Source organism: Fulvitalea axinellae (assembly GCF_036492835.1).
In the GTDB taxonomy this organism is placed as follows: Bacteria; Bacteroidota; Bacteroidia; order Cytophagales; family Cyclobacteriaceae; genus Fulvitalea; species Fulvitalea axinellae.
In genome coordinates, this window is sequence record NZ_AP025315.1 from 151,043 (window position 1) to 177,921 (window position 26,879).

The 26,879-nt window shown below is 44.4% G+C and carries 21 protein-coding genes; 14 read left to right on the forward strand and 7 right to left on the reverse strand.

Features of this window, described 5'->3' with window-relative positions:
* The first annotated feature begins 122 nt into the window (after positions 1 to 122).
* Positions 123 to 2,567, forward strand: coding sequence for a glycoside hydrolase family 2 TIM barrel-domain containing protein (locus AABK39_RS19485; RefSeq protein ID WP_338394980.1), 2,445 nt, complete (start codon positions 123 to 125; stop codon positions 2,565 to 2,567).
* Between the two features lie 71 nt (positions 2,568 to 2,638).
* Here the strand turns inward: AABK39_RS19485 and AABK39_RS19490 are convergent, their stop codons facing one another.
* Entirely contained in the window at positions 2,639 to 2,815 is a 177-nt protein-coding gene (locus AABK39_RS19490) for a P-loop NTPase family protein (protein WP_338394981.1), read from the reverse strand.
* A gap of 36 nt (positions 2,816 to 2,851) precedes the next feature.
* Entirely contained in the window at positions 2,852 to 3,844 is a 993-nt protein-coding gene (locus AABK39_RS19495) for a helix-turn-helix domain-containing protein (protein ID WP_338394982.1), read from the reverse strand.
* 124 nt (positions 3,845 to 3,968) lie between these two features.
* Between AABK39_RS19495 and AABK39_RS19500 the strand changes: the two genes are divergently transcribed.
* The 8 genes from AABK39_RS19500 to AABK39_RS19535 all read left to right on the forward strand — a co-directional run bounded on the left by AABK39_RS19500 (position 3,969) and on the right by AABK39_RS19535 (position 13,044).
* A complete protein-coding gene (locus AABK39_RS19500) occupies positions 3,969 to 6,317 on the forward strand; it encodes a TonB-dependent receptor (protein ID WP_338394983.1) in 2,349 nt (782 codons plus the stop codon).
* Positions 6,318 to 6,495: 178 nt separating this feature from the next.
* Entirely contained in the window at positions 6,496 to 7,686 is a 1,191-nt protein-coding gene (locus tag AABK39_RS19505) for a PepSY-associated TM helix domain-containing protein (protein ID WP_338394984.1), read from the forward strand.
* A gap of 139 nt (positions 7,687 to 7,825) precedes the next feature.
* Positions 7,826 to 9,217 (forward strand): hypothetical protein, encoded by a 1,392-nt coding sequence (locus AABK39_RS19510; protein ID WP_338394985.1) that lies wholly within the window; start codon positions 7,826 to 7,828, stop codon positions 9,215 to 9,217.
* Positions 9,218 to 9,528: 311 nt separating this feature from the next.
* Positions 9,529 to 10,173 carry a hypothetical protein gene (locus AABK39_RS19515; protein WP_338394986.1) on the forward strand — a complete coding sequence of 215 codons (645 nt, stop codon included), beginning with the start codon at positions 9,529 to 9,531 and terminating at the stop codon, positions 10,171 to 10,173.
* A 92-nt stretch (positions 10,174 to 10,265) separates the two neighbouring features.
* Positions 10,266 to 10,898, forward strand: a complete 633-nt coding sequence (locus AABK39_RS19520; RefSeq protein WP_338394987.1) for an AraC family transcriptional regulator — start codon at positions 10,266 to 10,268, stop codon at positions 10,896 to 10,898.
* Between the two features lie 55 nt (positions 10,899 to 10,953).
* On the forward strand, positions 10,954 to 11,307 hold the full coding sequence (locus AABK39_RS19525; protein WP_338394988.1) for a nuclear transport factor 2 family protein: 354 nt from the start codon (positions 10,954 to 10,956) through the stop codon (positions 11,305 to 11,307).
* Positions 11,308 to 11,547: 240 nt separating this feature from the next.
* On the forward strand, positions 11,548 to 12,144 hold the full coding sequence (locus tag AABK39_RS19530) for a helix-turn-helix domain-containing protein (RefSeq protein WP_338394989.1): 597 nt from the start codon (positions 11,548 to 11,550) through the stop codon (positions 12,142 to 12,144).
* 354 nt (positions 12,145 to 12,498) lie between these two features.
* The gene (locus tag AABK39_RS19535) at positions 12,499 to 13,044 is read left to right on the forward strand and encodes a hypothetical protein (RefSeq protein WP_338394990.1); all 546 of its coding nucleotides are present in this window, start codon (positions 12,499 to 12,501) and stop codon (positions 13,042 to 13,044) included.
* A gap of 75 nt (positions 13,045 to 13,119) precedes the next feature.
* Here the strand turns inward: AABK39_RS19535 and AABK39_RS19540 are convergent, their stop codons facing one another.
* The gene (locus AABK39_RS19540; protein WP_338394991.1) at positions 13,120 to 14,079 is read right to left on the reverse strand and encodes a TolB-like translocation protein; all 960 of its coding nucleotides are present in this window, start codon (positions 14,077 to 14,079) and stop codon (positions 13,120 to 13,122) included.
* 249 nt (positions 14,080 to 14,328) lie between these two features.
* Here AABK39_RS19540 and AABK39_RS19545 point away from each other — a divergent pair, with 249 nt between their 5' ends.
* Complete coding sequence (locus tag AABK39_RS19545) at positions 14,329 to 15,447, forward strand: IS4 family transposase (protein WP_338391134.1); 1,119 nt, start codon at positions 14,329 to 14,331, stop codon at positions 15,445 to 15,447.
* Between the two features lie 491 nt (positions 15,448 to 15,938).
* On the opposite strand, the gene AABK39_RS19550 is transcribed toward AABK39_RS19545, so the two are convergent.
* Positions 15,939 to 16,328, reverse strand: a complete 390-nt coding sequence (locus tag AABK39_RS19550) for a hypothetical protein (RefSeq protein WP_338394992.1) — start codon at positions 16,326 to 16,328, stop codon at positions 15,939 to 15,941.
* A gap of 494 nt (positions 16,329 to 16,822) precedes the next feature.
* Between AABK39_RS19550 and AABK39_RS19555 the strand changes: the two genes are divergently transcribed.
* The 3 genes from AABK39_RS19555 (at position 16,823) to AABK39_RS19565 (ending at position 21,343) form a co-directional block, all read left to right on the forward strand.
* The gene (locus tag AABK39_RS19555) at positions 16,823 to 19,195 is read left to right on the forward strand and encodes a TonB-dependent receptor (RefSeq protein WP_338394993.1); all 2,373 of its coding nucleotides are present in this window, start codon (positions 16,823 to 16,825) and stop codon (positions 19,193 to 19,195) included.
* A gap of 4 nt (positions 19,196 to 19,199) precedes the next feature.
* Complete coding sequence (locus AABK39_RS19560; RefSeq protein ID WP_338394994.1) at positions 19,200 to 20,018, forward strand: DUF4249 domain-containing protein; 819 nt, start codon at positions 19,200 to 19,202, stop codon at positions 20,016 to 20,018.
* Positions 20,019 to 20,431: 413 nt separating this feature from the next.
* Positions 20,432 to 21,343 carry a LytTR family DNA-binding domain-containing protein gene (locus AABK39_RS19565; protein ID WP_338394995.1) on the forward strand — a complete coding sequence of 304 codons (912 nt, stop codon included), beginning with the start codon at positions 20,432 to 20,434 and terminating at the stop codon, positions 21,341 to 21,343.
* A 167-nt stretch (positions 21,344 to 21,510) separates the two neighbouring features.
* Here AABK39_RS19565 and AABK39_RS19570 read toward each other — a convergent pair whose 3' ends face one another.
* Both AABK39_RS19570 and AABK39_RS19575 read right to left on the reverse strand, forming a co-directional pair.
* Positions 21,511 to 22,902: a glutamate decarboxylase gene (locus AABK39_RS19570; protein ID WP_338394996.1), complete on the reverse strand. Its 1,392-nt coding sequence runs from the start codon at positions 22,900 to 22,902 to the stop codon at positions 21,511 to 21,513.
* 127 nt (positions 22,903 to 23,029) lie between these two features.
* Complete coding sequence (locus AABK39_RS19575) at positions 23,030 to 24,037, reverse strand: mechanosensitive ion channel family protein (protein ID WP_338394997.1); 1,008 nt, start codon at positions 24,035 to 24,037, stop codon at positions 23,030 to 23,032.
* Between the two features lie 257 nt (positions 24,038 to 24,294).
* Here AABK39_RS19575 and AABK39_RS19580 point away from each other — a divergent pair, with 257 nt between their 5' ends.
* Positions 24,295 to 25,557 carry a DcaP family trimeric outer membrane transporter gene (locus tag AABK39_RS19580; protein ID WP_338394998.1) on the forward strand — a complete coding sequence of 421 codons (1,263 nt, stop codon included), beginning with the start codon at positions 24,295 to 24,297 and terminating at the stop codon, positions 25,555 to 25,557.
* Positions 25,558 to 25,620: 63 nt separating this feature from the next.
* Here the strand turns inward: AABK39_RS19580 and AABK39_RS19585 are convergent, their stop codons facing one another.
* A complete protein-coding gene (locus AABK39_RS19585) occupies positions 25,621 to 26,571 on the reverse strand; it encodes a helix-turn-helix domain-containing protein (RefSeq protein WP_338394999.1) in 951 nt (316 codons plus the stop codon).
* Positions 26,572 to 26,879 lie beyond the last annotated feature (308 nt).

Sequence of the window (26,879 nt, forward strand, 5' to 3'; positions counted from 1 at the left end):
ATCGCACACCCAAGCTAAGAACATTCATTCCACTCGTCTGTCGGCGCATAGCCGTACATTCGTTTCGATTACCGGACATACGCTCCGCCAAGCCTTTTTTACGCATTCAACCAACAGCACATATGAGACAGGTATTTTTAGCCTTTCTGGCCGCGCTGATCAGCCTGCCGGCCTTTTCTGGCGACAAGATCAACATTAACAACGGATGGCGTTTTATCCGTGGCGACCAATACAGCGCCCACGCCATACACTTCGACGACTGCGCATGGCAGACCGTACGCCTTCCGCATGACTGGAGTATTCTCGGGCCTTTTTCGCAAGACGAGCCCACGCTGTCGCGTGGCGCTTACTTGCCTACCGGAATCGGTTGGTACCGCAAAAACCTGAACGTTACCAAGCGCCAGCTCGAAGGGAAAGTTTTTGTGGAATTCGAGGGCGTGTATATGAACAGTACCGTCTGGATCAACGGACAGAAGCTTGGCCAACGCCCGAACGGTTACCTTACTTTCGAATACGACCTTACGCCATACCTAAAGGCCGGCGAAAATACGCTTGCAGTTCGGGTAGACAATAGTGCCCAGCCCGGTTCGCGTTGGTATACCGGCTCAGGTATTTACCGTGACGTGAATTTAAAAGTTACCGGTAAGACCTACGTGCCACAGTGGGGAACTTACGTTACTACTCCTTACGTCAGCGAAGCGATGGCGCGCGTATGCGTAGAAACAAAAATCGCCAACGCCGACGCCACGAAAAACGTAACGTTGGTAAGCCAAATTATAGACGCATCGGGCAAGACGGTTGAAACGTCTACGAAAACCGTTAGCCTTCCGACCGACAGCACTTCCTTGTTTACGCAAGATATCTCACTGGACCAACCGAAGCTTTGGGATACCAAAAATCCGAACCTCTATACGCTCCGAACGGTAGTCTCGCAAGGGCGCAAGACGCTTGACACATACGAGACCACTTTTGGCGTAAGGGATATCCGTTTTGATCCGAACAAAGGCTTTTTGCTGAACGGAAAGCACGAAATAATCAAAGGCGTATGCCTTCACCAAGACGCCGGGCCATTGGGCGTGGCGGTACCTGAGAGGGCTTTCGAGCGCCAGATCGAGATTATGAAAGCGATGGGTGCCAACGCTATCCGCACTGCGCATAACCCCGCCTCGCCGGCGTTTCTCGATTTGTGCGACAAGCACGGCATTTTGGTAATGGAAGAGTCTTTTGACGAATGGTCAAGCAGTAAAGCTCCACAAGTTTTCACTACGGAAGGCGGACGCAAAACCGTAAAGCTCCAAAGCTACGGCGGTCTTTACTTTGACGAATGGCACGAACGCGACCTGACCGACATGGTACTCCGCGACCGCAACCATCCAAGTATTATTATGTGGAGTATCGGCAACGAGATCAACGAGATATGGGGACCGAAAGGCGCTGTGATCAACCGCGAGTTGGTAAAGATTCTGAAGAAATCGGACACCACCCGCTATATCACCAACGGTATTCTCGGGCCTAGCCAGGCCAACAGATACGGCACCTACGCCGACCTGGACCTTGCCGGCTACAACTACCGAATGGACAACGCCATCAAAGACCATTACACTTATCCCGACCGAGTATTTATCGGTACGGAAAACCGTTCGGCGGTAGTAATGCTTCCGCGCGGCGAATACATCTTTGACCAAGACACTTACGAGCACAAGATCTTTGAGAAATATCCGTCAAAAGATATCCAGAAGCTGTTTAATAAGCGCATGGGCTACGCACAAGGCGAACGCGTATGGAAACAGGTAAAAGAAAACCCGTTCCTTTCGGGCTTCTTTATCTGGACGGGCTTCGACTACCTTGGCGAAACCGTCCCTTACTCTTGGCCTTCGCGCAGTTCTTACTTTGGCGCAGTCGATTTGGTAGGCCTTCCTAAGGACGGTTATCATTTCTACCGTGCGCAGTGGAAAGACGAGCCTATGGTACACGCTTTCCCGCATTGGAACTGGGAAGGAAAAGAAGGCGAAATAATTCCTCTAACCTGCTTTACCAATTGCGATGTGGTAGAGGTAATCGTCAACGGGAAATCATACGGCGAAAAAGCCACCCGCTCCACCATGGACCTGCACCTCAATTGGGACATCCCATATACGCCGGGCGAGCTGAAGATCATCGGAAAAAACAAAAAAGGCGAAAAGCTGACGGAGCAGATTATCTGCACGGCAAGCGCGCCGTCGCAGATAGCCCTTGAGGCCGACCAAACGGTAATAGACGCCGACGGACAAGACCTTTCGTACGTTACGGTAAGTATCTGCGACAAAGACGGCAACCTAGTCCCGACGGCTTCCGACGAGATCAACTTCACCGTAAAAGGCCAAGGAAAGATAATCGGTGTAGGCAACGGCGACCCTACCGACCACGGATCGTTTCAGGCGAATAACAGAAAGGCCTTTAACGGCTACGCCATGGTAATAATCCAAAGCGACGGCAAAACCGGAAGCATCAAGCTAAAAGCGACTGGCAAAGGGTTAAAATCTTCGGAAATCATTATCCAAGCCGGAAAAGCCAAGCGTGGAGCTTAAATTTTAGTACACAGTAAAGAATAAATAGACTCCTTTCGGTATTAAGTATTAGGTATCAGGTCTTAGGTACATCAGCACTGTATCTTAAACCTGATACCTGATTTTTTCCGGTGGAATTCAGAGGGAGGATTCGTAGGTTTCCAATAATAATCGTCAGCGTCCAAGTGTGTGAATTTTGCCCTTTTTGCAATCTCTTTTCCTAATGTTGTTGTCCCGGATCCCGAGGCTCCGAATATAAGTATCTTCATAGTTGTCTTTCTTGGTTTTGTAATAAATTGTGCAAACTATGCTCTCCTGACTTCCTCCATAAGCGTTTTTGGCAATAGGTTGTATTTTTTCTTGAAAGCTACGGTAAAGTGTTGTTGGTTTTTATATCCAACTTTGTAGGAAGCTTCCGAAACCGAATGACCATGTTTTTGAATAAGATCAATAGCCTTTTCCATACGTAATGTGGTAATATGTTTAAAAATAGTAGTGGAAAACGCTAGCTTGAAATCATGCTTTAGTTTAGAGGTATTGATCCCGAATTTCTGGGAAAGATCGCTTATGGTTATTCTTTCGCCCAGATTCTCTCTTATATAATGTTCTATCTCCAGTATCTTTCCTTGGTTGGCTAGCAAGGGCCTTTTCCGCCGATAATCCTTTTCTTTTGTTTTTGCGAGCAATACCAAAAGCAGTTCATTGATTTTCGTTTCCAAAAACGCCTTTTTCAATACTCCCTCGTACCCGCAATTTTGAATATCCTTTACGCATTGGCCCAAATTATAATCAATAATCCCGCTCCTATTCCATAATTTAAAGGTATATCCTCTTTTAATAGCGTTTCCCAAGTCATCGAATGATTCCTTAAAGTCATGCCCCAACAGTTTGATAAGGTGGCGTTCGGTAAATACAATTTCCAACGTATTCCGGTATGATGTATCATACGTTAGTTTTCCCTTTACTCTGGGTATATAGAACAGATTGTAATGGCCTTGGGGTATATACACATCCATTTCGTTTTGCGCTTCCGGAGTGTACAGGCTTGAGCCCTCAATCTCGAACTGTAATTTGAAAAAAGGAAAATCATGGTATACATCGAGTGAATAAGACTGTATTTCCGTCCTTCTTATCGATACCCTTATTCCATCCAATTGCAAAAAAGTGACAATACCTTTTTCGTATTCATTATCCAAAACGATATCCCTTTCTATAAATGAATCCGTTTTGAAATCGTCCTCAAACTCTTTGACGATAACCTTTTTTTCAAAAATATCTCCTCTAAGAACCGTTCTCATTTATCCTTTCCGATTTAGTTCTTTTTGCGTCAAACAAACTTCCGTTCGCGTTACATCCCAAAAATGCGGGCCGACTACCTTTGCGTGAAGATAATTATTTATATCAAATCTAAATAAAGCAACTGTGAGAATCTCTATTTCACTCCTTTCAAAAACAGTATTGCTCCTGCTTATAGTAGTCTTTCCCTTTTTAACCTTAAAAGCGAACGTGCAGGAAAAAGGGACTTTGATAGGAAAAGTATTTACCAGCGACCATAGACCCGCGGCTTTTGTAAACGTGGTGATCAAGAATACAAACAAAGGAACAACTTCGAACGAAGACGGAGAATACCGCATAAACAGTATTACTCCCGGAAAACACACCTTGATGTTTTCGTTTATCGGATTGGCTACCAAATCCGTAGAGATCGAAGTGGCGAAAGGCGAAGTTACGGCCATTGACGATATATACTTGGACGTTGACGAAGTACAGCTTCAGGAAGTGGTGCTGGAAGGCCGAAGGAGGTATAAATTTGACCAAAAAAACACCGATTTTGTGGCCAGAATGCCTTTGGAGAATATCGAAAACCCGCAGGTGTATTCTGTGATCACGGGCGAATTGTTGGAAGAGCTTCAGGTAACGGATATCCAAAGCACTTTGCAAAACGCGCCCGGCATAAGTAACGTGATGCAAGGCATCGGTTCAGGAGGTGTCGGCGTGAATCTTTACCTAAGGGGGTTCAGCGTGGATATAGCTACCAGAAACGGTATCGCTTCGGCGTTCAGGACAGGAACAGACCAAGTGAATATCGAGCGTATCGAGGTGATTAAAGGACCTTCGGGAACTTTGTTCGGCACCAGTGTCGTGTCGTCTTACGGCGGTGTGGTAAACTTAGTTACCAAAAAACCTTACGAATCTTTCGGCGGAGCAGTGGGGTATTCAACAGGTAGCAATGACCTGTCACGTTTGACGGTTGACCTGAATACGCCTTTGAATAAAGACGAAACCGTATTGTTAAGGGTAAATGCCGCCAAGCACAGCGAACAGAGTTTTCAGGGTCATGGGCGCACGAGAAACCTCTTTTTCGCCCCGTCTTTGACTTACAAGGCCAGTGACAAACTGACGCTGAATTTGGAAGCGGAAGTTTACGACAATCAATCGCCGAGCGTTTATTTTAATCCGCTCAGATCCGGCATTGGCTCGATGGACGATCTGAAATATGATTTCGAACATTCTTACGGCAGCGATTATCTGGCGAATAATAGCAAATCATTCAATGTAATGGCCGAGGCCAAATACAAGATTTCGGACCGTTGGACTTCGCAGACTGTATTGACAACCAGCAATGTGGATAACAGCACGCACTACCTGTTCTTGGATTTTACGGACGACAGTAAGGCGAACCGCAGGATAATGAATATCGAAAGCCAATTTCACGTTACCCAGATCCAGCAAAATTTCAACGGAGCGTTCAAGGTCGGAAATATGGACAACAAGCTTTTGGTGGGTATCGATTATTATGATTTAAGAACCCCTTACAGAAGAACGCAGGTAGTGTATGACCAGATCGGGTATGATGATCCGGTAAAAGATATAAACCCGAAGAAATACGAAGGTATGCTCGCCGACACCGACGCCTTCCGTGTAGGGCAAAGGGATCAGCACAGCGTTAGCGCTTATGTTTCCGACGTATTGAACGTAACAGAAAAGTTATCGGTAATGGCGAGTTTGCGCTGGGACAATTACAAAGACGTTGAATCGGATTATTCGCAATCATACCTATCGCCGAAATTCGGAATATCTTACCAGCTCATCAAAGACGAACTTTCCGTTTTCGGCAACTATATGAACGGGTTTAAAAACGTTGCGCCGGATTTGTCGTCGGGTGAAGTAGTGGAATTAAAACCGGAAACAGCTACGCAGATGGAAGGCGGCGTAAAAGCCGAATTGTTCAAAGGAAAACTGAGCGCAACCGTCAGCTACTATGATATCTTGGTAAAAGATGCCATAAGGTGGGTGAACGATGGCCAAACATGGTCTCAGATGCAAGACGTGGAACGTAGTAGCAAGGGCTTTGAGGTGGAGTTCATCGCCAATCCCGTAAAGGGCTGGAATATCGTGGCAGGTTACGCCAACAACAAGAGCGAGTTTTCGGAAGGAAACGAAAAGGTAATCGGAAACACTCCGCACGGCGCCCCGGAAACCACGATAAATTTCTGGACAAGCTTTAAAGTACCGCAGGGGGCGTTGAAAAACTTCGGCATCGGCTTCGGGGCCAATCATGTAAGCGACTCTTTCGTGGACGACAACAATACCGTTGAGGTTCCAGCTTATTCTATACTAAACGGAGCTTTGTTTTATGATCACCCGACTTTTAGGGTTGGCGTGAAGCTGAACAATATAACCGACGAAGAATACTGGTCGAATATGGGCACATACGTACAACCGCAAAAGACCAGGAATACTGTTGTCAGCCTCTCATATAAATTCTAACCATTTTTAACGCGTCGCCTCTTTCCTATTTTTTCCTGAATAGGAAGAGGCGGACGTTTTTTGCATACCCATAAACCGGAATTCCCTACAAGGGAATTTATTCTTTTATCAGGAGGAATACCTTGGCCGTTCGTTTCCGAAAAGATTTTGGTATACCTCGTTTCCAACTTCCCGAATCGTGAAAAAGAAAAGTGTTTTTAGCAGAGTAGTCGCTTGGATTCACCTTTGGCCAAGCTTGGTCGCCGCCGTTTTGTTAGTGTTTATTTCCTTGACGGGGACCATTATCGTTTTTGCCGACGAAATCCTGAACTTAAGCGCCGGCGAAGCCCGGTACGTAGAAAATAATGGTCAAGAAAAACTGCCTTTCGAAATCTTGTTGAGCGCATACAGAAGCACTTATCCTAAACGGAATGACCCCGGCTATGCGGTTATTTATAAAGAGAAAAACAGGTCGGTAAGGCTAAATTCCTATGACAAAGAAACGGGCCTAAGCTTTGTATACATGGACCCGTACACTGGCGAAGTGCTGAAAGAGGACGGAACCATTTACTTTTTCTATATCGTGGCGCATCTGCATGGTATGCTCTTATGGCATGGGGTGGGCGAATGGATAGTAGCCATCTGCACCATCGTTTTCCTGATCGAATTGATTACTGGACTGATATTGTGGTGGCCGAAAAAATGGACGAAATCAACAAGGAACGCTAGTTTTAAAATCAAATGGGACGCCAAATTCAAACGTTTGAATTATGATTTGCACAACGTCTTGGGATTTTATTCATTGGCTCTTGGAATCGTATTGTCCGTCACCGGCCTGATCATAGCTTTTAAGCCAATCGCCGACATCACTCTAAACTCCTTCGGAGGCGAATCCGAACGCACTTGGGAAGAGTCTTTGCCCGAAAGTCGTCCCGGAAAAACTCCCGTCAATTTGTTTGGGGCCATCGACAAACATTTTGCGGAACAAACGTGGGCAAAAGAAGCGCAAGTGCGTACGTATTTTACCCAAAAAGAAGGCTACTATCTTTTCTCATTATCCAGACAAGTCGGCCTGAAAAGTTGCGACGGTTTCTTTCCCGTGTTTGTTGACAAGTATTCGGGCCAAGAACTGATACCGACCAAGGAAGCGAAGGCGAACATAAAAATCGACAATGTTTATTGGTCATTGCATATGGGTACGTGGTTTGGCCTCATCGGAAAAATCTCCACATTCATTGCGGGAATTATAGGCACCACTTTGCCGATTACCGGATTTCTGATTTGGTGGGGACGGCGGAAAAAAAAGAAAACTGGCGGAAAAACGACTAGTACCAATACGCCGAAAAAAAAGAATTCACGCACGAAAGTTAAAATCCCGGCAAACACCTAACTCCATTAGAATAAACACCTCATTTGGTCTTAGGCACTGTGCGACTGATTGTTCCAAAAACTTTGGTGCCTAAGACCAGAAAGTTCCCTACCCTTTACTTTTTGTACCATCCCAAAACCGAAGAAGTGGAAAGAGCGTTATGCCGAAGATGCTCGCCGAATACGCCCGACATAATCCCGTTCCGAAACGACAAATCCCCAAACCGGGACCCAATGCCGTATCCAAAGCGCCAATACAACGGCTTGTAGGTTTTGAGCTGGAATTATCATGGCCTACACGGCGTCCGAAAATGGGTATGGAAGACGAGGCCTTGGCCGACCCCGGCGGAGAGGAATACACCATTCCTCTAAAGAAGAAAGACCTACTTTTTACGGGCGACGACTTTGAGGTACAGGCCGACGAGACTTCGGACGGAAAGAGCGACTTCGAGGTGGTAACCGAACCCTTTGCGGAAGACGCCACCGGCTTGGAAAGACTCCGCACAGCCAGCAGAAAAATTGTTGATTTTTTTCATGAAATAGAAACCCTTTCCAAGGAAAACCCAAATCCGTTTATGGGCTTTTCCCCGTTGGCAAAGCATGGCATGACACTAATGCACGAGGCCATATTCAAGCCTCGCTTTCCATTTAATATCACGCCGCAGATGACGGCGGGGATTAGGCTAAGCGAGCTCCCGGACTTTTACCGAGACGCATTTCCCACTTCCAAAGACCCATTTACCCGCTACGGCCGAAGGGCTTTCGGACGTCGGGCATTGAGCAAATCGCATTTGCATGAGTTTCCTTACGAACATCACCACCGCTCAAACGTATTCAACGGCGATATTCCCGACAAGGTGGAAGAAGGGCGCAAGAAGTTTATGGCCAAACACCCGGACCTTCCCTCTTGGAGCATGAGCCCCAATATGCGCGGACTATTGTGTATGATTGTCCATTACCTTAAGGCGGCTTCAAAACCGCACCTTTCATATCCGAAATCCGCTTTTAATTTTTTGGCGAGGACAGACTTTGCGGAGATGTTCAAGGTGCTTCCGCTTAAGGAACGGGTATATTTCGGGCCCAAACACATTATTCGTTGGCTCCGCCTTATCCAGAGTTGTTATCCGTACCTTTCTTGGAAAGCCCCGCTGTTTACGCACGGCGTTTATAGCGACGGCCCAAAAGAAAGCCAGCATATTTTGGACGGCCTAACCGTACAGGCTTGGCTTGAGAATATTCCGAAAGGCGTCGATTTGCTTACAAGATGGAACTTCCCCACGCATGAGCACGCCCACCATTTGGAATCAATGGGCGAATACGCCAGCAGAACCGACGAAGGAGGCGGTACCAATACCACTCGGGCACCAATATTCGAGGTGCGTGGTATGGATATTCTCACTTCGCCGGACAACCTGCCACGTTGGATGGAAAACGGTTGGAAAATGATCTATGCACTTAACAAAAGATTGGACCTGAAGTACGGCGAACCTTTTGAAATTGACGAGGCCAAGCTTGATGTGTTTTGCGCTAAACCTCCGCCGTTCAGGCCTTGAATTTTTTGTAGTAAAGCGTAAAGAGTACAGAGTAAATAGACTGTTTTCGGTATTAAGTATTTGGTGTTAAGTCTTAGGAACCGCGTCGGTGATTGTATCTAACACTTAATACCTGGCACTAAACACCATAGGATTAACATATATTTATCATTTTAGTCTCCATATTAATTTTCCGCACAATTACTTTTACAACTCATCATATTAGTTATTTTTACATAATTAGTGGTACAAAGTAAATGACTATACGTAAATAGTTTACAAGGTTGTTTTTAGTGAAAAAACAATAATCCGTAACACTTGAAACAGGGAATATGGGACTAACCGATAAGCTTCACTTCTTCCACAATATTTTGCCAAAGGCGATCGGCTTAATGGCTATTCCGTTTTTCATTCAGGTGCTTGCGAGTTGTAACGTATCGACATGCACGGGCGACAGCACATACCATCTTTACAATCTTTGTGACATTAGCCTTACGCATATCGACAATTCCGGAGAGAAACCCGTCGCTTCCGAAACCGCCGACATAAGTAACTATATTCTCCGCATTAATACAGACTTGACTTTGGCCCCTTGCGCCACGCCTTCCACTTCTGCCGGAATAATCCCTAAAGCGCAGGCCATGTCGCCCGTCTGCCCCGAAGAGGTATACACACTTTTTAAGTCCGTCGAAAAAATCACGGTCAAAACACTTACCGACATTAACGAGGATTACCCCGCCGACTCAGACGTATCGGACCTTTTCGCTGGAAAAGAAGAGAATTCTATGCAATCCTTGGACCACTATGTAGCGATGTTTCGTGAAAAAGAACATATCGATTACGAAAGCCTGGCTTCTCCTTTCGAATTATACTTAGCCCAGACTCTTGAACCCGGCATTTACCGCTTTGAAGTATCTATAATTCTTGAAAACGAGCGGGCGCTTACCGCAATTTCAAAACCGGTAACGCTTCAATAAATTATGGGCTAATTGGACTGACCTGTTACTTAAAACCGCATTTTTATTTCTCAAGACAATAATCGACCTTATCACTCTAGGCTTTAATGATTATGCGTTACCGTATCCAGAAATACGATGACTTCAACGCTTCCGGCGGAGCCGAAGTATCGAATATAAGTTACGAGAAATCCAGAGGAAGGCTTTGCCAATACGCCAAAACAGACTCCAGTTGTTTTTTTCTCCCGGAAAATTATAGCACCCAAGTAGTTAAAGGGGAAAAATATATGCTGATTGGCAATACCGAATTTCGGTTGCGCAAGGGTGATTCCCTGCGGATACCCAAACACACCGTGGTTTTCACACATATCCCCGACCAAACTGAAGGTTTTATTAGCCTTAATACTCCTTATCCCGCAAAAGGTGACAGCTCTTCTTGTCCTGCACGTATGTTGGACACTTTAATAACCCACCTTTTCGAACCATTAACGATTCCGGAATTAGCCGAAAAAACATTTATGAGTACAGCCACTTTCAAAAGGCACTTTTCACGGAATTTCGGCATCGCTCCCAAAACGTGGATTAGGCAAACTCGCCTTCGGGCCACATATTTTTACCTTCGTACGCAACAGTACCCAGTGTCGGAAGTAGCTTTCCGGGCTGGATTCGATAACCTTCCGCATTTTTCCCATAGCTTCAAACAACAATTTCACCTAAGCCCATCCGATCTCTCGCATATAGATTGAGCCAAAATCGATAACCTTCCGGCTCAGACAAAGCTATCTTTACAAGAAAAAAATTATGGAACAGAAAGAAGCTTTGGCTTTTGCCAACGAATGGGTCAACGCATGGAACTCCTGTGACCTCGACAGAATCCTCACCCATTATTCGGATGACATTGAAGTCAGTACGCCCATGATAAAAATGGCCGCGGACATGGAAGGCAACAGCCTAAAAGGGAAAAAGGCCGTCGCTGAGTATTGGGAAACCGCCTTGCGGAAATTACCAGCCTTAGAATTTAAATTATATGATGTCGCCGTAGGGTCAAACTCCGTAGCCCTTTATTACGAAGCGGTGATGGGAAAAAAAGCTATTGAAGTCATGTTCCTCAACGAACAAGGCAAAATCGAAAAGATGATTGCTCACTATACCTAAGTTTCTAATAAAACATCCGACATAAGTCGCCCCGCAACATAGCAAGTTGGATTAACCTCAGTATTCTTCATCGATACATAGGGGAATATTCTAAAGGGGTAGCCAGTCAATAAAGTACTGGCCACTCCCCTTTTCTGATCACTTTATTCAAGCCCACTATCCCAGTAATTCAGTACAAACTTGCACTAAGTTTCGCTCAAACTTTTTGTCCAACCGAATAGGCATCCGTTTATTGCGCATATGCCACAACTCAATATTGTACATAGAGCCCAAATACAACTAGGCATCCAAGCCGGAAAGACCGACGCCCAAATAGCGAGAGAACTCGGCGTACACCGTGGTACCGTAGGCCGTGAGATAAATCGCAACGGCGGACGCGAAAACTATGACCTCTGGCAAGCGCAATCCGCTCGTGACACAAGACAGCGCAAAGCCGTAAAAGCCCGCTTGCTCTTCGGAGGTGGTGTACTCTTTAATTCCAAACTCCGCAAACTCGGATTAAAATACGCTCACCTCTCTCACACACATATACATTGGTACGATTACGACCAAGACCGTTTCTTCCGTAACTCCGAAGCTTGGCGCTATAAACCCTACAAGGCTCGCAAAACAAACGCTTTTCTGTGGAACGGATCAGAAATAAAGTTCCTACTATCGCCTGTATCCGATAAAGAAACTTTTCAATCTACTGTAAATAAGCGCAGTACCAAACATAAAAGGGTCATAGTAGAAAAACCAATGTTGCAAAACGACAGCATTAATAAAAAACGTAAGCAATCGCCTCGTTTAGCACATAACTATACCCTAACCACAGAATATACACACCTTTCGGCCTAACGCTATCGCTTTTTCGATCTCATATTCTATTTTTCAATACTCTACACGCCTTCGAGACACCAAATATTCCCTTTTTCAATAAGCAATTCTTTCCAAAAAGGACGGGCAAGAGGCTTGTCGCGTTTTAATAAGATCAGCCGGTTATGATTTTGTTGAAGAAAGGAGCCTCTTCTAAAACAAAGTACCTTAAAGTGAATAGAGCTAAAGGTTGTATTATTGAAGTAAGGCCTAGATGCCCATTTTACTTTTCACTATTTATCTTTTATTTTCTAAGCTCATGGTATATCTTCCTAATATATAAGGAAACAGGAATTACTGTTGATTACAAGTTCTAGCATATCAAAAAAGAAAAATTTGAAACGAATAGGATACGTATTTCTTCTTTTTACATCTTTCTCCTGCAACAAGAGTGAAACACTTGAAAAAGAAGTAAGTGAAATTCTCTTTTCAGTTATTCGAGATAATCCAGATCTTTTTTCTTCAAATTACAAACTATTAGATTTTTATAACTCCCCTTTGGGTGGCCCATCAAGAATTTATGATGGTGAAATTGAATCTGACTTTATTATTACAAGCATTTTCAATAAAGAAGAATGTAAATTTCTATCGGATCAAAAAAAGGCAAATAGAAAGCTTAAGATCATCAGGAACAACTGGCTTGATAAAAATTATCGCCTAATTAGTTCTACAGAGATAAATACTTTTAGAGAAAAGTTTCAAAAAGACATTGGATGTATTCAAGGTTTTTCCGTTCCATTAATTTCAAAGGATAGACAGTTTGTTATCATCAGATATTTTGTTTCATGTGGTTCATATAACGCTCATGGGTTTACATCTATTTTTAAGTATACTGGCAGTAAGTGGATTGAATTCAAAAATATTGAAAACTGGATTAGTTAATCCAAAAAATAACTTAAACTCGTTTCATACTGGTGGAAAAACTTTTTAGAAAAAAATAAAATGCGCTAAAATTCACTAATAGTACTTCTTATTGCCAAATAATCGTTCTTTATCAACAGTAATTCTATAAATTCTACTTAACCCATTCTCATCCTTATTAAGTTCCTTTAAAAGAGCTTCTATTGATTTAAAGTTATTGATTTTTTCAAAGGACCTTCTCTTGCTAGTAAAGTATAATTCTCCGGATGTGGAATCAAAGAAAGGGCAATAGTCCATAAACTTTGAATTAATTTCCGGACCCAGATTTATCGCCTTACTCCAATGTGAAGTGTTATCCCTAAAGCTGATATATAAGTCGCCACTGCCCAAACCACCTTTTCTATTATAACCCGTGAAAATTAAAAATGTCTCATCAGGAGAGACGAAGGAGTTAAATTCGTATCCATTCGTATTTATGGAGTCCCCTAAGTTAATGGGCTCGGAATATCCGCTATTGTTCCAGGCACAGTAATAAATATCATCTTTCCCCTTAGAGCCCGGATTGTCACTTGTAAAATAAAGGTTTTTGTTTGCTGTTACGGATGGGTAAAACTCATCATAACTCGTATTGACGGGAGAACCAACATTCTTCGGGGCTCCCCATTCCGCATTTATATCAGAACGTTCGACATACCAAATATCAAAATCCTTGGGTTGATCAGATGAGCTATCTAAAGGTCTATTCGAGACAAAGTATAGCCTTAGATTATCAGGAGAAAGGAAGGCTTCAAGGTCTTTATACTTTCCAGAGAAAGGGACAATCGTAGGCTCACCCCAACGAGTGTTAATCTTTTTTATTCGCACTATAACCGAGATATCCCCCAAGTTACTTTGAATGGTAGTGTACGCTTCCTGACCGTTTGAAGATAATGTGAAATCCCGTACGCATGGAAAATCAGTTAATGACTTAATAGCAATGGTAGCGGATTTCGTGTTTTGCCCATAAGCTATAAGGCTGAACAAGCAAAGACCAATAAGAATATTGATTATTTTCATTTTTGACTAGCCTATATTATAAGTCGCTAAAATTCAACCTGTAACGCATAAAATCACGAATACCTCATGATCATTTTAAGATTATCGAGCTTTGCGATTCAGTGAATGAAAACACACGGAAAGTCAACACTTCGGGTTAAAGCACAATATATTAAAACATCACTAAACCAATGTTCAATTATGAAAAAAACGATCTATTGTCACAGTACATGACAAAAAATGGCTTTCCGAATCATTGCGTAATTTTGAGTGACCAAACTTAAACCCGCAAAACGATTGGAAAGCCAGTTCGAATATACAAAACTACAGACCTTAATTACCAGTGAACCCGAGTTAAAGAAACTGAATAAGGCCCGACTAAAACTGCTTTGTTACCTGATAACCTCGTTGATCAAAGTCCAAAAGGTTGGTTTCAGACACCTTTCGGAAGGATACGATTCGGGAGCTACGGTGACGTCCAACATGAGGAGGATTCAGCGTTTCTTTGCCAAATTCGAATTTCCGGAAGAGGGCTTTTCCCGGCTTATCATCAGGATGATTCCCGTCAAAGGGAAATACCGGATCGCCATTGACCGGACCAACTGGAAGTTCGGGAAAAGGAACATCAACTTGCTGTTTCTCTGCGTTGTATACAAAGGCGTGGGTATTCCGTTGATATGGAAAGTGCTTGGGGACAAGAAGGGGAATTCGAGCACGGCCGAACGAAAAGGTCTTCTCGGGAAGTTTATCGAATGGTTCGGTGCGGATATGATCGAACGCATTACCGCTGACCGGGAATTTATCGGCGAAGAATGGTGGGAATTCCTGCTGGAACACGGGATCCCTTTTTATATCCGCATCAAGGAAAACGCGTTAATAGGGTTGCATGGCGGAAGATTCGTAAACGCCAGGCGATTGTTTGCGCCCCATAAGCTGAAAGTCGCCTATTTTCATCCGACTTCCGTGACGATCACCAAGGTGAAGGTGTATGTTTCGGGAATGAAGTACATCGAGAACGGAAAGCTCGAATACTTGATCCTCGCGTCTCCGAAAAACACTCGGGAAAGCTTAGAAATCTACCGTGAACGCTGGCAGATAGAAACCATGTTCAGGGGCTTCAAAAGTGCGGGCTTCAACCTTGAGGATACGCATTTACAAGATTACGAAAGGATAAACAAGTTGCTGTGTGTCATAGCAATAGCGTTTATCTGGTCGTATAATATCGGGATTTTCAAACACGAAGAGGAGGAGCCGATCAAAATCAAAAAACACGGGAGAAGGGCGAAAAGCTTTTTCTCGTACGGCCTTGAGGAAATAGCCCACGCTCTGATTAATAAGGTCGAAACGAAGATCGAGAGATTATCAGGGCTATTTTTGTCATGTACTTAGATCTATTGTAAGCTCATTACAATACCATTGTTTAACATTAACAATTACGATCAAAACCATTCTTTCCGTAAATCCAAAGCTAGGTATCATAGACATCAAACAGCCAGCACTTTTGCGAAACAAATCACAAGGCCCCCTGACAAGTCATAATTTAGTGGAATACATTAAGGTTATGTTCAACATTACTTCATGTTGTTATATAAAAATTGTAAATAGATCAAGAACAAAATAATTCATGTTCTTTGTATTGAAAAGTAGGGTTTAACTATCTTTACACCACTAAAATGAAGTTATACAAAGTTTTTTTTATAATTACCTTAGTCTCTGGCACAGTACATGACAAAAAATCATATTCCCCTTGCGCCAACCTTTTACAAGTTGGGTACCTGAAAATAAAAAAGTGTAGAGAAGAACGAAGCTCCTCTCCATAAAAAAGGAACTTCGCCACGTTTTGAAATACTACTTAAGTAGTAACGCATTTCATTTTTTAATTACCAGAAATTTGCGGTAAAAGTGATGTCTGTAAATGAATCTTCCCCCACGATATTGTATCCATATCCTCCTGTTGCCGAATATATCGTTATTTCGGCACTAAGCCCATCAGCACTAACTACGCCTGTAACCCAGGGCTCTGGAGAGTAATCTAATAGAAAAGTATCACCAATATCATTATCCTCCGCTGGATATATCTCCATAAAACCCCATTTTTCAGTTGGAGACGGAGAATAAGCAATAACCACCACAAATGAATCCTCATTATCGGATATAATGGTAACTTCTTCAGTGTTTCTTGCTATACCCCACCATAAATTCTCGAATTCGGAATTGTTTATAGTATGAGCGGAAGCGGAAGGAACAAAGGCGAAACTTGTGATCACCATTGTCAGAAGTAAAAGTTTTTTGAATACGACAATTGCTTTTTTTGATATTTAAAACATAAAAGCACTTTAGCACAATTAAATATAGTTTCAAAACCACTACACCTCTATTGTATTATAATTATTATTTAAATAATTACAACAACATTCAACAATGAATGACACGAATGATTTTCTATGATACTAAACAGGGTATAGTCTTACAAGACTATGATGCGTTTACGATTTGAACTCCTGACAACCTTTAATAGACAAGCCCCTGCTTTCGTAAATTATAATAGCATTGGTAATCGAAAAATATAGAGTCTATTCACACCATAAGAAGGTCCTCTACTTGCACTAAACACACAAAACAAAAGATATTTTCACTCCAAATTCCATCAACTCACTCCTTGCCCTTCCCTCATACCAACATCATTATACTGCGTCGCAATATATTTATCGTTGCATTAGGTGTCTGTGTTTGCATTATTACACAACCAAACAGTTACTTATTTATGACGAAGTACGCATTTTCTTTATTAGTGACTTTCTTTCCGCTATGGCTTTTCGCTCAGCAAAAACATACTCTGAGCGGTACGCTATACGACCATGCGAAGGGGGAACCTTTGGTAGGCGCAACGGTACATTTCGACGGTACTACCATTGGCGATATCACCGACGATAAGGGAAGATATTCACTAGCTGCGCCAGCGGGGAAGTACAAATTGGTGGTTAACTATTTAGGGTACCAGCCCATCGAAAAACTGATAACCTTGGATAAAGCTCAGACTTTCGACGCAAAGCTAAAAAGTGATTTGACTAAACTGGATGCCGTAGTGGTTAGAGGCGAGGGGCAACAGGCGGTTGACATCAGGACCCCGCAAATGGGGGTGAACAAGATCTCATCCAAAAAAATCAAAGAGATACCGGCGGTGTTGGGCGAGGTGGACATTATCAAATCAATCCAACTTTTGCCGGGCGTGACGAGCAACGGCGAGGGCGACGGGGGCTTTAACGTACGCGGCGGTGCCGGCGACCAAAACCTGGTGTTGCTTGACGGGGCCACGGTATACAACACCGCACACTTGTTCGGTTTTTTCTCGGTATTCAACGCCGACGCCATCAGTGGCATTGAACTTTACAAAGGCGCCGCACCCGCCAAATACGGTGGCAGGGCATCGTCGGTACTGAACATAAACCACAAAGACGGCGAGGACGACTCGATACACCTTGCGGGCGGAATAGGTATTCTATCCAGTCGGCTGGCGGTGGAAGGCCCTACATTCAAAGACAAAGGAACTTTTCTGTTGGCCGGACGGGCCTCTTACGCCAACGTGTTTTTGCGTTTGGCCAACTTCGGCAGTTACGCGGGCTTTTATGACCTGAACCTAAAGACGGATTATAGAATCAGCGACAAGGACAAGATTGTTCTTTCGGGCTATTTCGGCGATGACAGTATGGAGCTTGAAGACGCCTTTAAGAACGTATACGGCAACCTGTCGGGTACTTTGGCGTGGAAACGGGCTTTTAACGAATCTGTCTACGGCGAAATGTCTTTGGTATTCAGCCGTTACCGCTACAACTTCCAGATCTTCGGACAAAGTATCGACTGGACTGCGGGCGTTTACGATTACAAAGCCGGCTACGACTTGGCCTATGCGGTAAACGACAAGCTAAACCTGGACTTTGGCCTAAGCAGTATATACCACGTGTTCAAACCCGGTGATGTAGTCCCCACCTCCCCCGATTCGGATATCAACGCCTTTGAGGTAGACCAGAAATACGCATTGGAAAACGGCGTATACACCAACGCCGAACACGAACTCAGCGACAAGGTGACCGTTCAGTACGGCATTCGCCTAAGCAATTTCCTTAGAATGGGCAAAGAGGACATCAGCCTTTACGAAAACGACTTGCCCGTATATTACAACAGCGAACTGGGCATTTACGAAAGTGCCGACCCTTCGGGCGTAAAGGGCTACGCCTCGGGAAAAGTGTCGAAAAGTTTTTGGTATCCGGAACCCCGGCTCGGAATATCCGTCCAGCTGAACCCTACCTCGTCCGTCAAAGCCGGATATAACCGCATGGTGCAATACCTACACCTTATTTCCAACACGGCTTCCATCACACCGCTCGACGTTTGGGCTCCCAGCGGGCAGTATATCGATCCGCAGATAGCGGACCAGTACGCGGTGGGTTTCTTCAAGAATTTTAAGGAGGAAAAATACTCGTTGGAAATCGAGGCCTATTACAAAACGGTGCAAAACCGCATAGACTATATAGACGGCGCCGAACTGATAGCGCAGGAACGAATAGAGACGCAAATACTTAACGGCGAAGCACGTGCCTACGGCCTGGAAGTATTGCTTAGGAAAAACCAAGGACGCCTTACCGGCTGGATAGCCTATACCCTTGCCAAATCGGAACAAAGGGCCTTGGGCGGAGACGCCGGCGGACCGGGAATAAACAAAGGAGAATGGTACAACACAGCCTATGACCGCACGCACGACCTGTCGGTGACGGGTACGCTAAAGGTGAACGAAAAATGGAGCCTTGGCGGAAACTTCGCGTTCCAGACAGGCCGGCCGGTCACCTACCCCAACGGAAAATTCGAGTACAACGACCTATCGGTAGCCACGTATTCCCAACGCAACGCCGACAGGCTTCCGGTATACCACCGCTTGGACGTATCGGCCACGTTGCGTCCCACTCCGAAAAAAGGCAAACGCTGGAAGGGCGAATGGGTGTTCAGCGTTTATAACCTGTATAACCGCATGAACGCCGCCTCCATATCCTTTGCCGAAAACACCGATACGGGAGTAAACGAAGCCACCAAGACTTCTATTTTCGGAATTATTCCTTCAGTTACCTACAACTTCAAATTCTAATCAGATGAGGATATTATTTTTATTGGCATGTATTGTCCTGGTTTCGACATCGTGCACGGAAGTGATAGACGTAGACCTTAATGACGGACAGGAAAGGTTGGTTATTGAGGCTTCCATTGATTGGGAAAAAGGAACGGAAGGCAAAACGCAAAGTATAAAGCTCAGCCATTCCACCCCTTTTTATTCGCAAAACGGAGGGCGTCCGGCCGAAGGCGCTACGGTCAAGATCACGAAGACGGACGACAACAAGGTTTTCCTATTCGAAGATTCGGGCAACGGCCTATACACCACGCAGGTATTCGAGCCGGCGGTGGGTGTGGAATACGCTTTGGAAATTGTCTATAATGGAAAAACCTATATCGCCAAAGAGACCATGTACGGAGTCAGCGAGATAGATTCCATTGAAGAGAATAAGGAGGGCGGCTTTGGCGGAGACGAAATAGAGATAGAAGTGTTCGCCAAGGATCCCGAAGACGAACGCAATTATTACTTCTGCGAATTCTCCTTGGAGAACGGCAAGAAGCTGTCCCAAGACGTACGGAACGACGAGTTTGAGAACGGCAACCGCGTCAGGTTTGACTACGAGTGGGAAGACGACCCGGCGGGCGAGCTGATCAACGTCAAGCTATACGGTATTTCCAAAAACTATTACAATTTTATGGGAATACTGATAGAGCAATCGGAAGGCCAAGACGGTCCGTTCCCTACGGTACCCGTTCCGCTCAAGGGCAATTGCCTAAACAAAGACAATCCCGACGAAGAGGTTTTGGGCTATTTCCGCCTGTCGCAGTTCGTCCGGGGCCAACATAAACTGTCGGAATAAGCCACGGAAAAACAGGCGCAAGTGTTAAGCTAAGCCACGCTTGCGCCAATTCAAAAATTCAACATTCAGTCCGCCACAATTTTACTGGATGTGCTTATTAAGGAACAGTTAAAGAACAATCTCGCTATTTGGGGCTCAGGAAGACGTAACAAACATCGATACAGTACATAATACCTGCTACCTAAGACCCCGTGGATTTATTCTTTTATCATTCCTAATTAAATAAGAAAAGAAAGCCCCGGAGCCCGAACGCCAAGCTCCGCCGGAAACAAATGATACTGAGCCTATTTACTGGACGTGCTCAATAACGCAAAGTCAGATCGGCCAACCGGGCCTGTTTGGCTTTGTGTTTTTATGGATTTCTCCGAATTGCTATACTCTATCGAGTTGATTGAAAACGTGTTACCGGCCTTATGAAGATAAAGCAGTTCCTAAACTTACCCTTTAACTTCTTCCATACCAAAGAGGAAAAGTGGCTTTATATTTTCAGCAGTTCCTTATTTTTCATGCTGTTTTTGCTGACTTACCGCCCCTTCGGGGACTTTGAGGAACTGAAGTTCAAAAAAGAGTTCATTTTTGTATTGCTCTACGAAGGCGCCATTACATTCATAGCCTTTTACATTAGCCAGTTTTGGCTCAAAAAATATATTCTCAAAAGAAGAGTGCGAAGTTATAAAGCCAACCTCCTGTATTTTATGCTGGAAGTGGCGCTTATACAACTTATAATGTTGCTTCTGATGGGGGTACAACAGGCGGTTCTGGGCACATGCCCACTTAAAGACGGCCGTCCGCCCATAGTGTTTGCCCTCATCGGTCTGGAAATATACTTCTCAAAATGCCTGGTGCTGATATATCCCTTGGCGGGTTCGGCGCTGTATATCCATATCAGAAGGCTCAGCCACGAGAAAAAAGAGATAGAAAGCGAACTGCACAAGGTGCAGCAGGAATACAGCCTCCAGAAAGACCAAAACGATATGGTCGATATCATGGACGAAAACGGCAACGTGAACCTGACCATCCCATTGGCGCAGTTGCTTACCCTGGAATCCAGCAACCAATACGTAATGGTCAGGTACTTTCAGCAAGGACAAGCCCGGACGAAACTGGTAAGGACGCAACTAAAAAAAGTATTGTCGGAATTGACAGACTGCCCTATTATCCAATGCCATCGTTCCTTCGCAGCCAACCTACTGAACGTTAACTCGCTTAAGGTGCTCAACCGCAAGAATTACCTGATAATGAACGGTCCCGAGAACCTTAAGATCCCCGTATCTAAAACATATTTGGCCAATATCAAGGAAGTCACGCTGAAGGCTTACGCTTAGTTATGGTAAAGAGCTCCGAGTAAAATGATAAATGGTCTTTTGGGACAAAAGCATCCATCCTACAGCTCTAAAAATCACCCACTAAGATATATATGCGTAGAGACAGGGCATGTCCTGTCTCTACATTCCAGTTGGTAATATCCTTTTGTAAAATCCCAAAACACCAATCAATGATGAAAACACGCACCTCTGTCCGTCGGCTTTAGATTAGGGTTTTTACCAAAATGGATAATCGCACGTTTCATATCTTCCAATAAAATATTGGCCATATCCTTACTGAAACCTTCCTTCACCACTATGCGCGCCACCACTACGTCCGAGGCGTTGTCGGGCATGGAATAGGCCGGGATAAGCCAACCGCGTTCACGCAGTTTGTCTGTAAAATCGTATAAAGAATAGTTCGTGACTTCCTTGAGTTGAAATGCGAATACTGGTATGTCACTACCGTCGCTTACCAGCTCGAATGGACCCAACTCCGCAATTCCGGAAGAAAGGTACAGTGCCACGTTTTGGCAGGTTTGGTGAATTCGCCTATAGCCTTCGAAGCCTAGCCGTATAAAGTTGTAATATTGGGCCAGCACTTGGCTTCCGGGCCTGGAGAAGTTGATGGCGAAAGTAGGCATTTGACCACCGAGGTAGTTTACTTTAAAGATCAAATCTTCCGGAAGGTCAGACGTCTCTTTCCAAACCACCCAGCCCACGCCCGGATATACCAAACCGAATTTGTGCCCGGAAGTATTAATCGATTTTACCCACTTCAACCGGAAATCCCATTCCAGGCCCGGCTGGATAAACGGCGCCACAAAAGCCCCCGAAGCCCCATCGACATGAATGGGAATATCCCAGCCCGTTTCGGCGTTTAGCTTATCCAGCGCATCGTTGATTTCCTTTACGTTTTCGTACTCCCCCGTAAAGGTTGTCCCCATGATCGCCACCACGCCAATAGTGTTTTCGTCCACGTATTTTAGAATGTCTTCGGCGCCGTTCGTATACTTTCCTTTTTCCACAGGAATAAGCTTTGGCTCCACCTCCCAATAGCGGGCGAATTTCTCCCAACAGATCTGCACATTGTTGCCCATCACTATATTCGGCTTGTCGGTGGGCTTTCCTTTCACCTTCATGCGCTCTTTCCACTTCCATTTCATCGCCATGCCGCCAAGCATACAGGCCTCGCTGGAACCTATGGTCGAACAGCCCATGGCCTTTTCTTTCTGCGGAGAGTTCCAAAGCCTGGCCAATATGTTGACACAACGGCGTTCCATTTCAGCCGTTTGCGGATATTCGTCCTTGTCAATCATATTCTTGTCAAACGTCTGCGACATCAGCTGGGTGGCTTCGGGTTCCATCCATGTCGTTACGAAGGTGGCCAGGTTCATCCTTGCGTTTCCGTCCAGCATCAGTTCATCCCTAATCAAATCGAAAGCCGTACGGGGAGGCAAGCCTTCTTTCGGGATCTCGAACTTGGGCACTTCGCTATCCATAGCCCTTTGCCCGTAAGCTGGTGTGAGCATCTCCTCTTCACGCCTCAGTCTCTTCGGCTCAATCTTTTTATAGGTCATAACGACAAGTCTGTTTAATTTTCAATAATGATAAAACGGCACATCCTTCTTCGGCCTAAACCATGGGGACTTCGCATTGTTGCCCCTTAGGAAGATTAAAAACGAGCCATAACACATTGCCTATTCCCTATTTTTCCGGAGAAGCACCCTTCCCGCTTTTATCCCTAGAAATTTTGTTCTGATCACGCAAAGGCGTGGCATTCTTTCTCCTAGGTACTTTTGTTTTGTTCTTCGCTTTCGGTTTCTTTTCTTCTTCTTCAAAACTTGTGTCTTGAACTTCCAAAGGATTTTTGAAAACCAAAGTCCTGTACGGAAACGGGATCTCGATTCCCTGTTTGTCAAATTCTTTCTTGACGGATTTTAATGCGTCGCACTTCAAGACAAATGCGTCGGAATTATTCTTGGCCCAAGCGTACGCCCTTAACACAATCGACGAGTCCGCCCACTCAACCACTCTGACCACTACTTTTGGGATACCTTCGTCTAGATCTTTTTTATAGCGGGTGTCAACACACAAAGGGTGAGACTCCAAAATATTGGATATTATATCGCTGGCCTGATCCAAATCCGTATCATAAGACACCCCGAAATCGATATTCTTACGGACTTTCCTGTCCACTATGTTGCTGTTGACGATTGTTTCGTCGCTTATTACGCTATTGGGTATCACGACTCTCCGCATCTCGAAGTCACGGATAATGGTGTGCCTCAATGATATTTCCTCTACCGTTCCCATCTTGCCGTCGTCCAACGCCACCACATCCCCAACTCTGAAGGGTTTAAAGAGTAAGATAAACATGCCTCCAACTATATTGGAAAACGCCTTTTGGGAAGCGAATGCCAGAGCAGCGGCAAAAATACCCGCACTGGTAAAAAGGGTGTGACCCAAATCCTTGAAATAAGGGATATTATAAAGGATAAAAAACAGTCCCAGAATACCGAGAATATAGGTAATGGAACTGCGTATAAATAAAAGGCCGGTGTCATCCGCATCAATTTTGTCGAAGTGACGCTCGATAATCTTCGTGAAGAATTTTTTTATCAAAAAAGACGCAACGGCTACGAACAAAACCGTACTTCCTACAAGCAGCGTATAGTCAACAATTTCTTCGGGGATTTTATATATAAATTCCATAAAACCCAGAACCGTGAAAATCAAACACCTCATTGAGAATATAATTCAACCAAACCCAGATAAGGCATCAACTAACCAGACAATTTTCGGTTCGTTCCAAAGAAAAACATACGAACGCACGGCATCAAAATTGCCTGTCTTTTTCGAATCCATAGACACTTTAACTCCCTTGCGCATTTCACTCATTTCACACGACGTTGAGCATTATGCATGTAGAATTCAAACATATTGCACATATACTAACTTTTGTGTGTCTCTTGACGCTTGTATACAATGGGACGAATGCGCAAAACCATCATGCTACAAAAGAAAAAATCAATAAAATCGCCCAGGATACGCTCACTACGGTCATACAGAAATCTACCGATTCGGCGCAAATCAACAGAGTGTTCGGCGGACAAGTTCCTATGGCCTTCAACGATCCCGAATTGCCACGATTCTCCCTGTTCGGAAAAGAGGGAAAGTATTATCTAGGTATGGGCGGATATGTCAAAACGAGTCTGGCCTACGATTTTGACGGTGCTATAAACGACCCGATAAACTTTGTCGTAAGCAAGATTCCGGTGCCGTCCAAGCCAAGCAATAACAAGCAAGTCCACTTCTCAGCCGTCACCAGCAACTTCTTCGTAAACTTTGTCAGGTTCCATGGCGAGAACCGTTTCAGCGCTTACCTGAACGGCAATTTTACCGGACCAAAAAACACCTTCCTGATTCGTTACGCTTATGTAACGTTTAACAAGTGGCGGGCGGGCTTTGACATTTCCCTGTTCACGGACGTGGACGCCTCCGTGCCTACCATTGACTTTCAGGGGCCAAACGCCTTTACGTTTACGCGGAATACGACGATCGCTTTCCGGCACTCGTTCAACACGCATTGGTCTGTGGGCGCGGCCACGGAAATGCCTATTTTTAACGCTACCTACTCCAGCTTGACTGAAGAAACGTATCAGAATTTGCCCAGTATACCCGCTTATATAAAACTATCTTGGGACGAACAAAAGTCTTGGGTGCGGCTGGCCGGAATAATCCGCTCGTTAAAATACCGAAACAACACCGATAACGAAGAAAAACGGATTCAGGGATGGGGCGTTCAGCTTAGCGGAAAACTTTCGATGATACGCAAAAGGGTATCCCTATTCTACCAAGGAGCCGGCGGGTCAGGGTTCTCCCGTTACCTCCAAGACTTATCGGGCCTTGGCCTTGACTTTATACCTGATCCGGACTCTCCCGGCCAGCTTCACGCAGTTGACGCCTTTGGCGGTTACGCAGGCCTTCAGTACAATTTTTCGGAAAAAAATTTAGTTTCCTGCACCTACAGCCAAGTCAGGGCCAGCCTTCCCGCCGGAACGCAGATGGATGACCAATATCTGTACGGACAATATTTGGTTGCCAACTATTTCTGGAATACCCGGGCTACGATACAGTTAGGGATAGAGTATGTTTATGGAAGAAGAGTAAACCGCAACGGGGAAAGCAACCATGCGAACCGAGTGCAGGCTTCTGTGCAGTATAACTTTTAATATCCACTTATATCTAGCTATGTACGAGCTGTATTGACAAGAAAAAACGACGTATTCTAACACCTACCTCTCAGTATATGTCCGCCATTTACTTGGCAATTCCCCTATCTCATCCCGGAAACATTCTCTAAAGTGTTTCGGATCACTAAAACCTACACGTTTCATCGTGGCTTTTACCGAAAGGTTCTCTTCCCTCAATAGATCCGCCGCCTTCTTGATTTTTCTTACCTGAATATATTTTGACACTGGAACCTTAACCAACTTCTTGCACTTTTTGAACAAAACGGAATGACTCATGCCCATCTCTTTTGCAACGTTCTTTACGGTTAGATTATCTGAGTTCATTAGTTCGTCAATTTTCTGATCCAAACGCAACAAAAATAAACGGTCTTCGCTATCCATTCTAATTTTCCGAACGTCCGCATACCTCAATGCCACACCCTCACCCTTATTATCAATACTTCTCGATTCAGCCTCTCTTTTAGTTTTGGCCATCACTTGCTTCTTCACCTGTTCGGTCACTTTTACGGATTCTTTGCCTCTTGATGTTCCCCCTTCATGAAAATAAGTATCGCGCCGAAAAGATAATGAGTGGGAACCGTCATTTTCCTGTTTATAAGATGATACCCTGAACGCTATGCTGGTTCTGGCCCCTTCTAATTCAACCGACACCCTTCCGAAAATACCCACATTGTCAAAAGCTTCCGCAATCATTTCCACAACCGTGGCGTAAGCCTTCTCATTACCTACAAGTGACAAGTTTTTGTCAGAGACCCAGGAGTGATAATCATATTGTATACAATTATCTTTGGCGAAGTCGGCATATTCCTTAAAAACACTGTCTACGATCTCGGGCAAACCGCCACTCTTCATGAATCTTCTATTAGAAGAAATCATCTTCTCCAAACTGTCTGTCTCACCCGTTGATGATTTTGGAAAAGAACCTTCAGGCTCCACGTTTTCACAATAAGCCGAATTGCGATTTGTCCATATCTCCTTCAATCTGTTTCTCATTCGGCTAAAGGTCTTCTTCACCGTCAAAATATAAAAAGAGACTACGCTGACAATGGTCAATAAGGGATAAAGCACTTTTCCCGAAGCAAAAAATTCCATAATATTTTCCATATCTAAATTATCACAAATACAATCAAAAACGGTCTACGCTTACATTACGTAACCTGTTGTACTTATATCTTCCCAGAAAAGGGAATATTGTATATTCTAGAAATAATCGACAAACAAGAAGAAAGCCTACAACGAACCAAACATCCCTATATAAATAGGAAATAATAGAGGCTCCGTAAATACAACAATACGAAGAC

Excerpts from the sequence above, each read along its gene's own strand:
- AABK39_RS19540 (WP_338394991.1), bottom strand. The coding sequence starts at position 14,079 with ATGAAAATAATCAATATTCTTATTGGTCTTTGCTTGTTCAGCCTTATA.
- AABK39_RS19575 (WP_338394997.1), bottom strand. The coding sequence starts at position 24,037 with ATGGAATTTATATATAAAATCCCCGAAGAAATTGTTGACTATACGCTG.
- AABK39_RS19515 (WP_338394986.1), top strand. The coding sequence starts at position 9,529 with ATGGGACTAACCGATAAGCTTCACTTCTTCCACAATATTTTGCCAAAG.
- AABK39_RS19560 (WP_338394994.1), top strand. The coding sequence starts at position 19,200 with ATGAGGATATTATTTTTATTGGCATGTATTGTCCTGGTTTCGACATCG.
- AABK39_RS19585 (WP_338394999.1), bottom strand. The coding sequence starts at position 26,571 with ATGAGAAACAGATTGAAGGAGATATGGACAAATCGCAATTCGGCTTAT.
- AABK39_RS19530 (WP_338394989.1), top strand. The coding sequence starts at position 11,548 with ATGCCACAACTCAATATTGTACATAGAGCCCAAATACAACTAGGCATC.
- AABK39_RS19525 (WP_338394988.1), top strand. The coding sequence starts at position 10,954 with ATGGAACAGAAAGAAGCTTTGGCTTTTGCCAACGAATGGGTCAACGCA.
- AABK39_RS19520 (WP_338394987.1), top strand. The coding sequence starts at position 10,266 with ATGCGTTACCGTATCCAGAAATACGATGACTTCAACGCTTCCGGCGGA.
- AABK39_RS19555 (WP_338394993.1), top strand. The coding sequence starts at position 16,823 with ATGACGAAGTACGCATTTTCTTTATTAGTGACTTTCTTTCCGCTATGG.
- AABK39_RS19490 (WP_338394981.1), bottom strand. The coding sequence starts at position 2,815 with ATGAAGATACTTATATTCGGAGCCTCGGGATCCGGGACAACAACATTA.
- AABK39_RS19495 (WP_338394982.1), bottom strand. The coding sequence starts at position 3,844 with ATGAGAACGGTTCTTAGAGGAGATATTTTTGAAAAAAAGGTTATCGTC.
- AABK39_RS19570 (WP_338394996.1), bottom strand. The coding sequence starts at position 22,902 with ATGACCTATAAAAAGATTGAGCCGAAGAGACTGAGGCGTGAAGAGGAG.
- AABK39_RS19565 (WP_338394995.1), top strand. The coding sequence starts at position 20,432 with ATGAAGATAAAGCAGTTCCTAAACTTACCCTTTAACTTCTTCCATACC.
- AABK39_RS19510 (WP_338394985.1), top strand. The coding sequence starts at position 7,826 with ATGCCGAAGATGCTCGCCGAATACGCCCGACATAATCCCGTTCCGAAA.
- AABK39_RS19485 (WP_338394980.1), top strand. The coding sequence starts at position 123 with ATGAGACAGGTATTTTTAGCCTTTCTGGCCGCGCTGATCAGCCTGCCG.
- AABK39_RS19550 (WP_338394992.1), bottom strand. The coding sequence starts at position 16,328 with ATGGTGATCACAAGTTTCGCCTTTGTTCCTTCCGCTTCCGCTCATACT.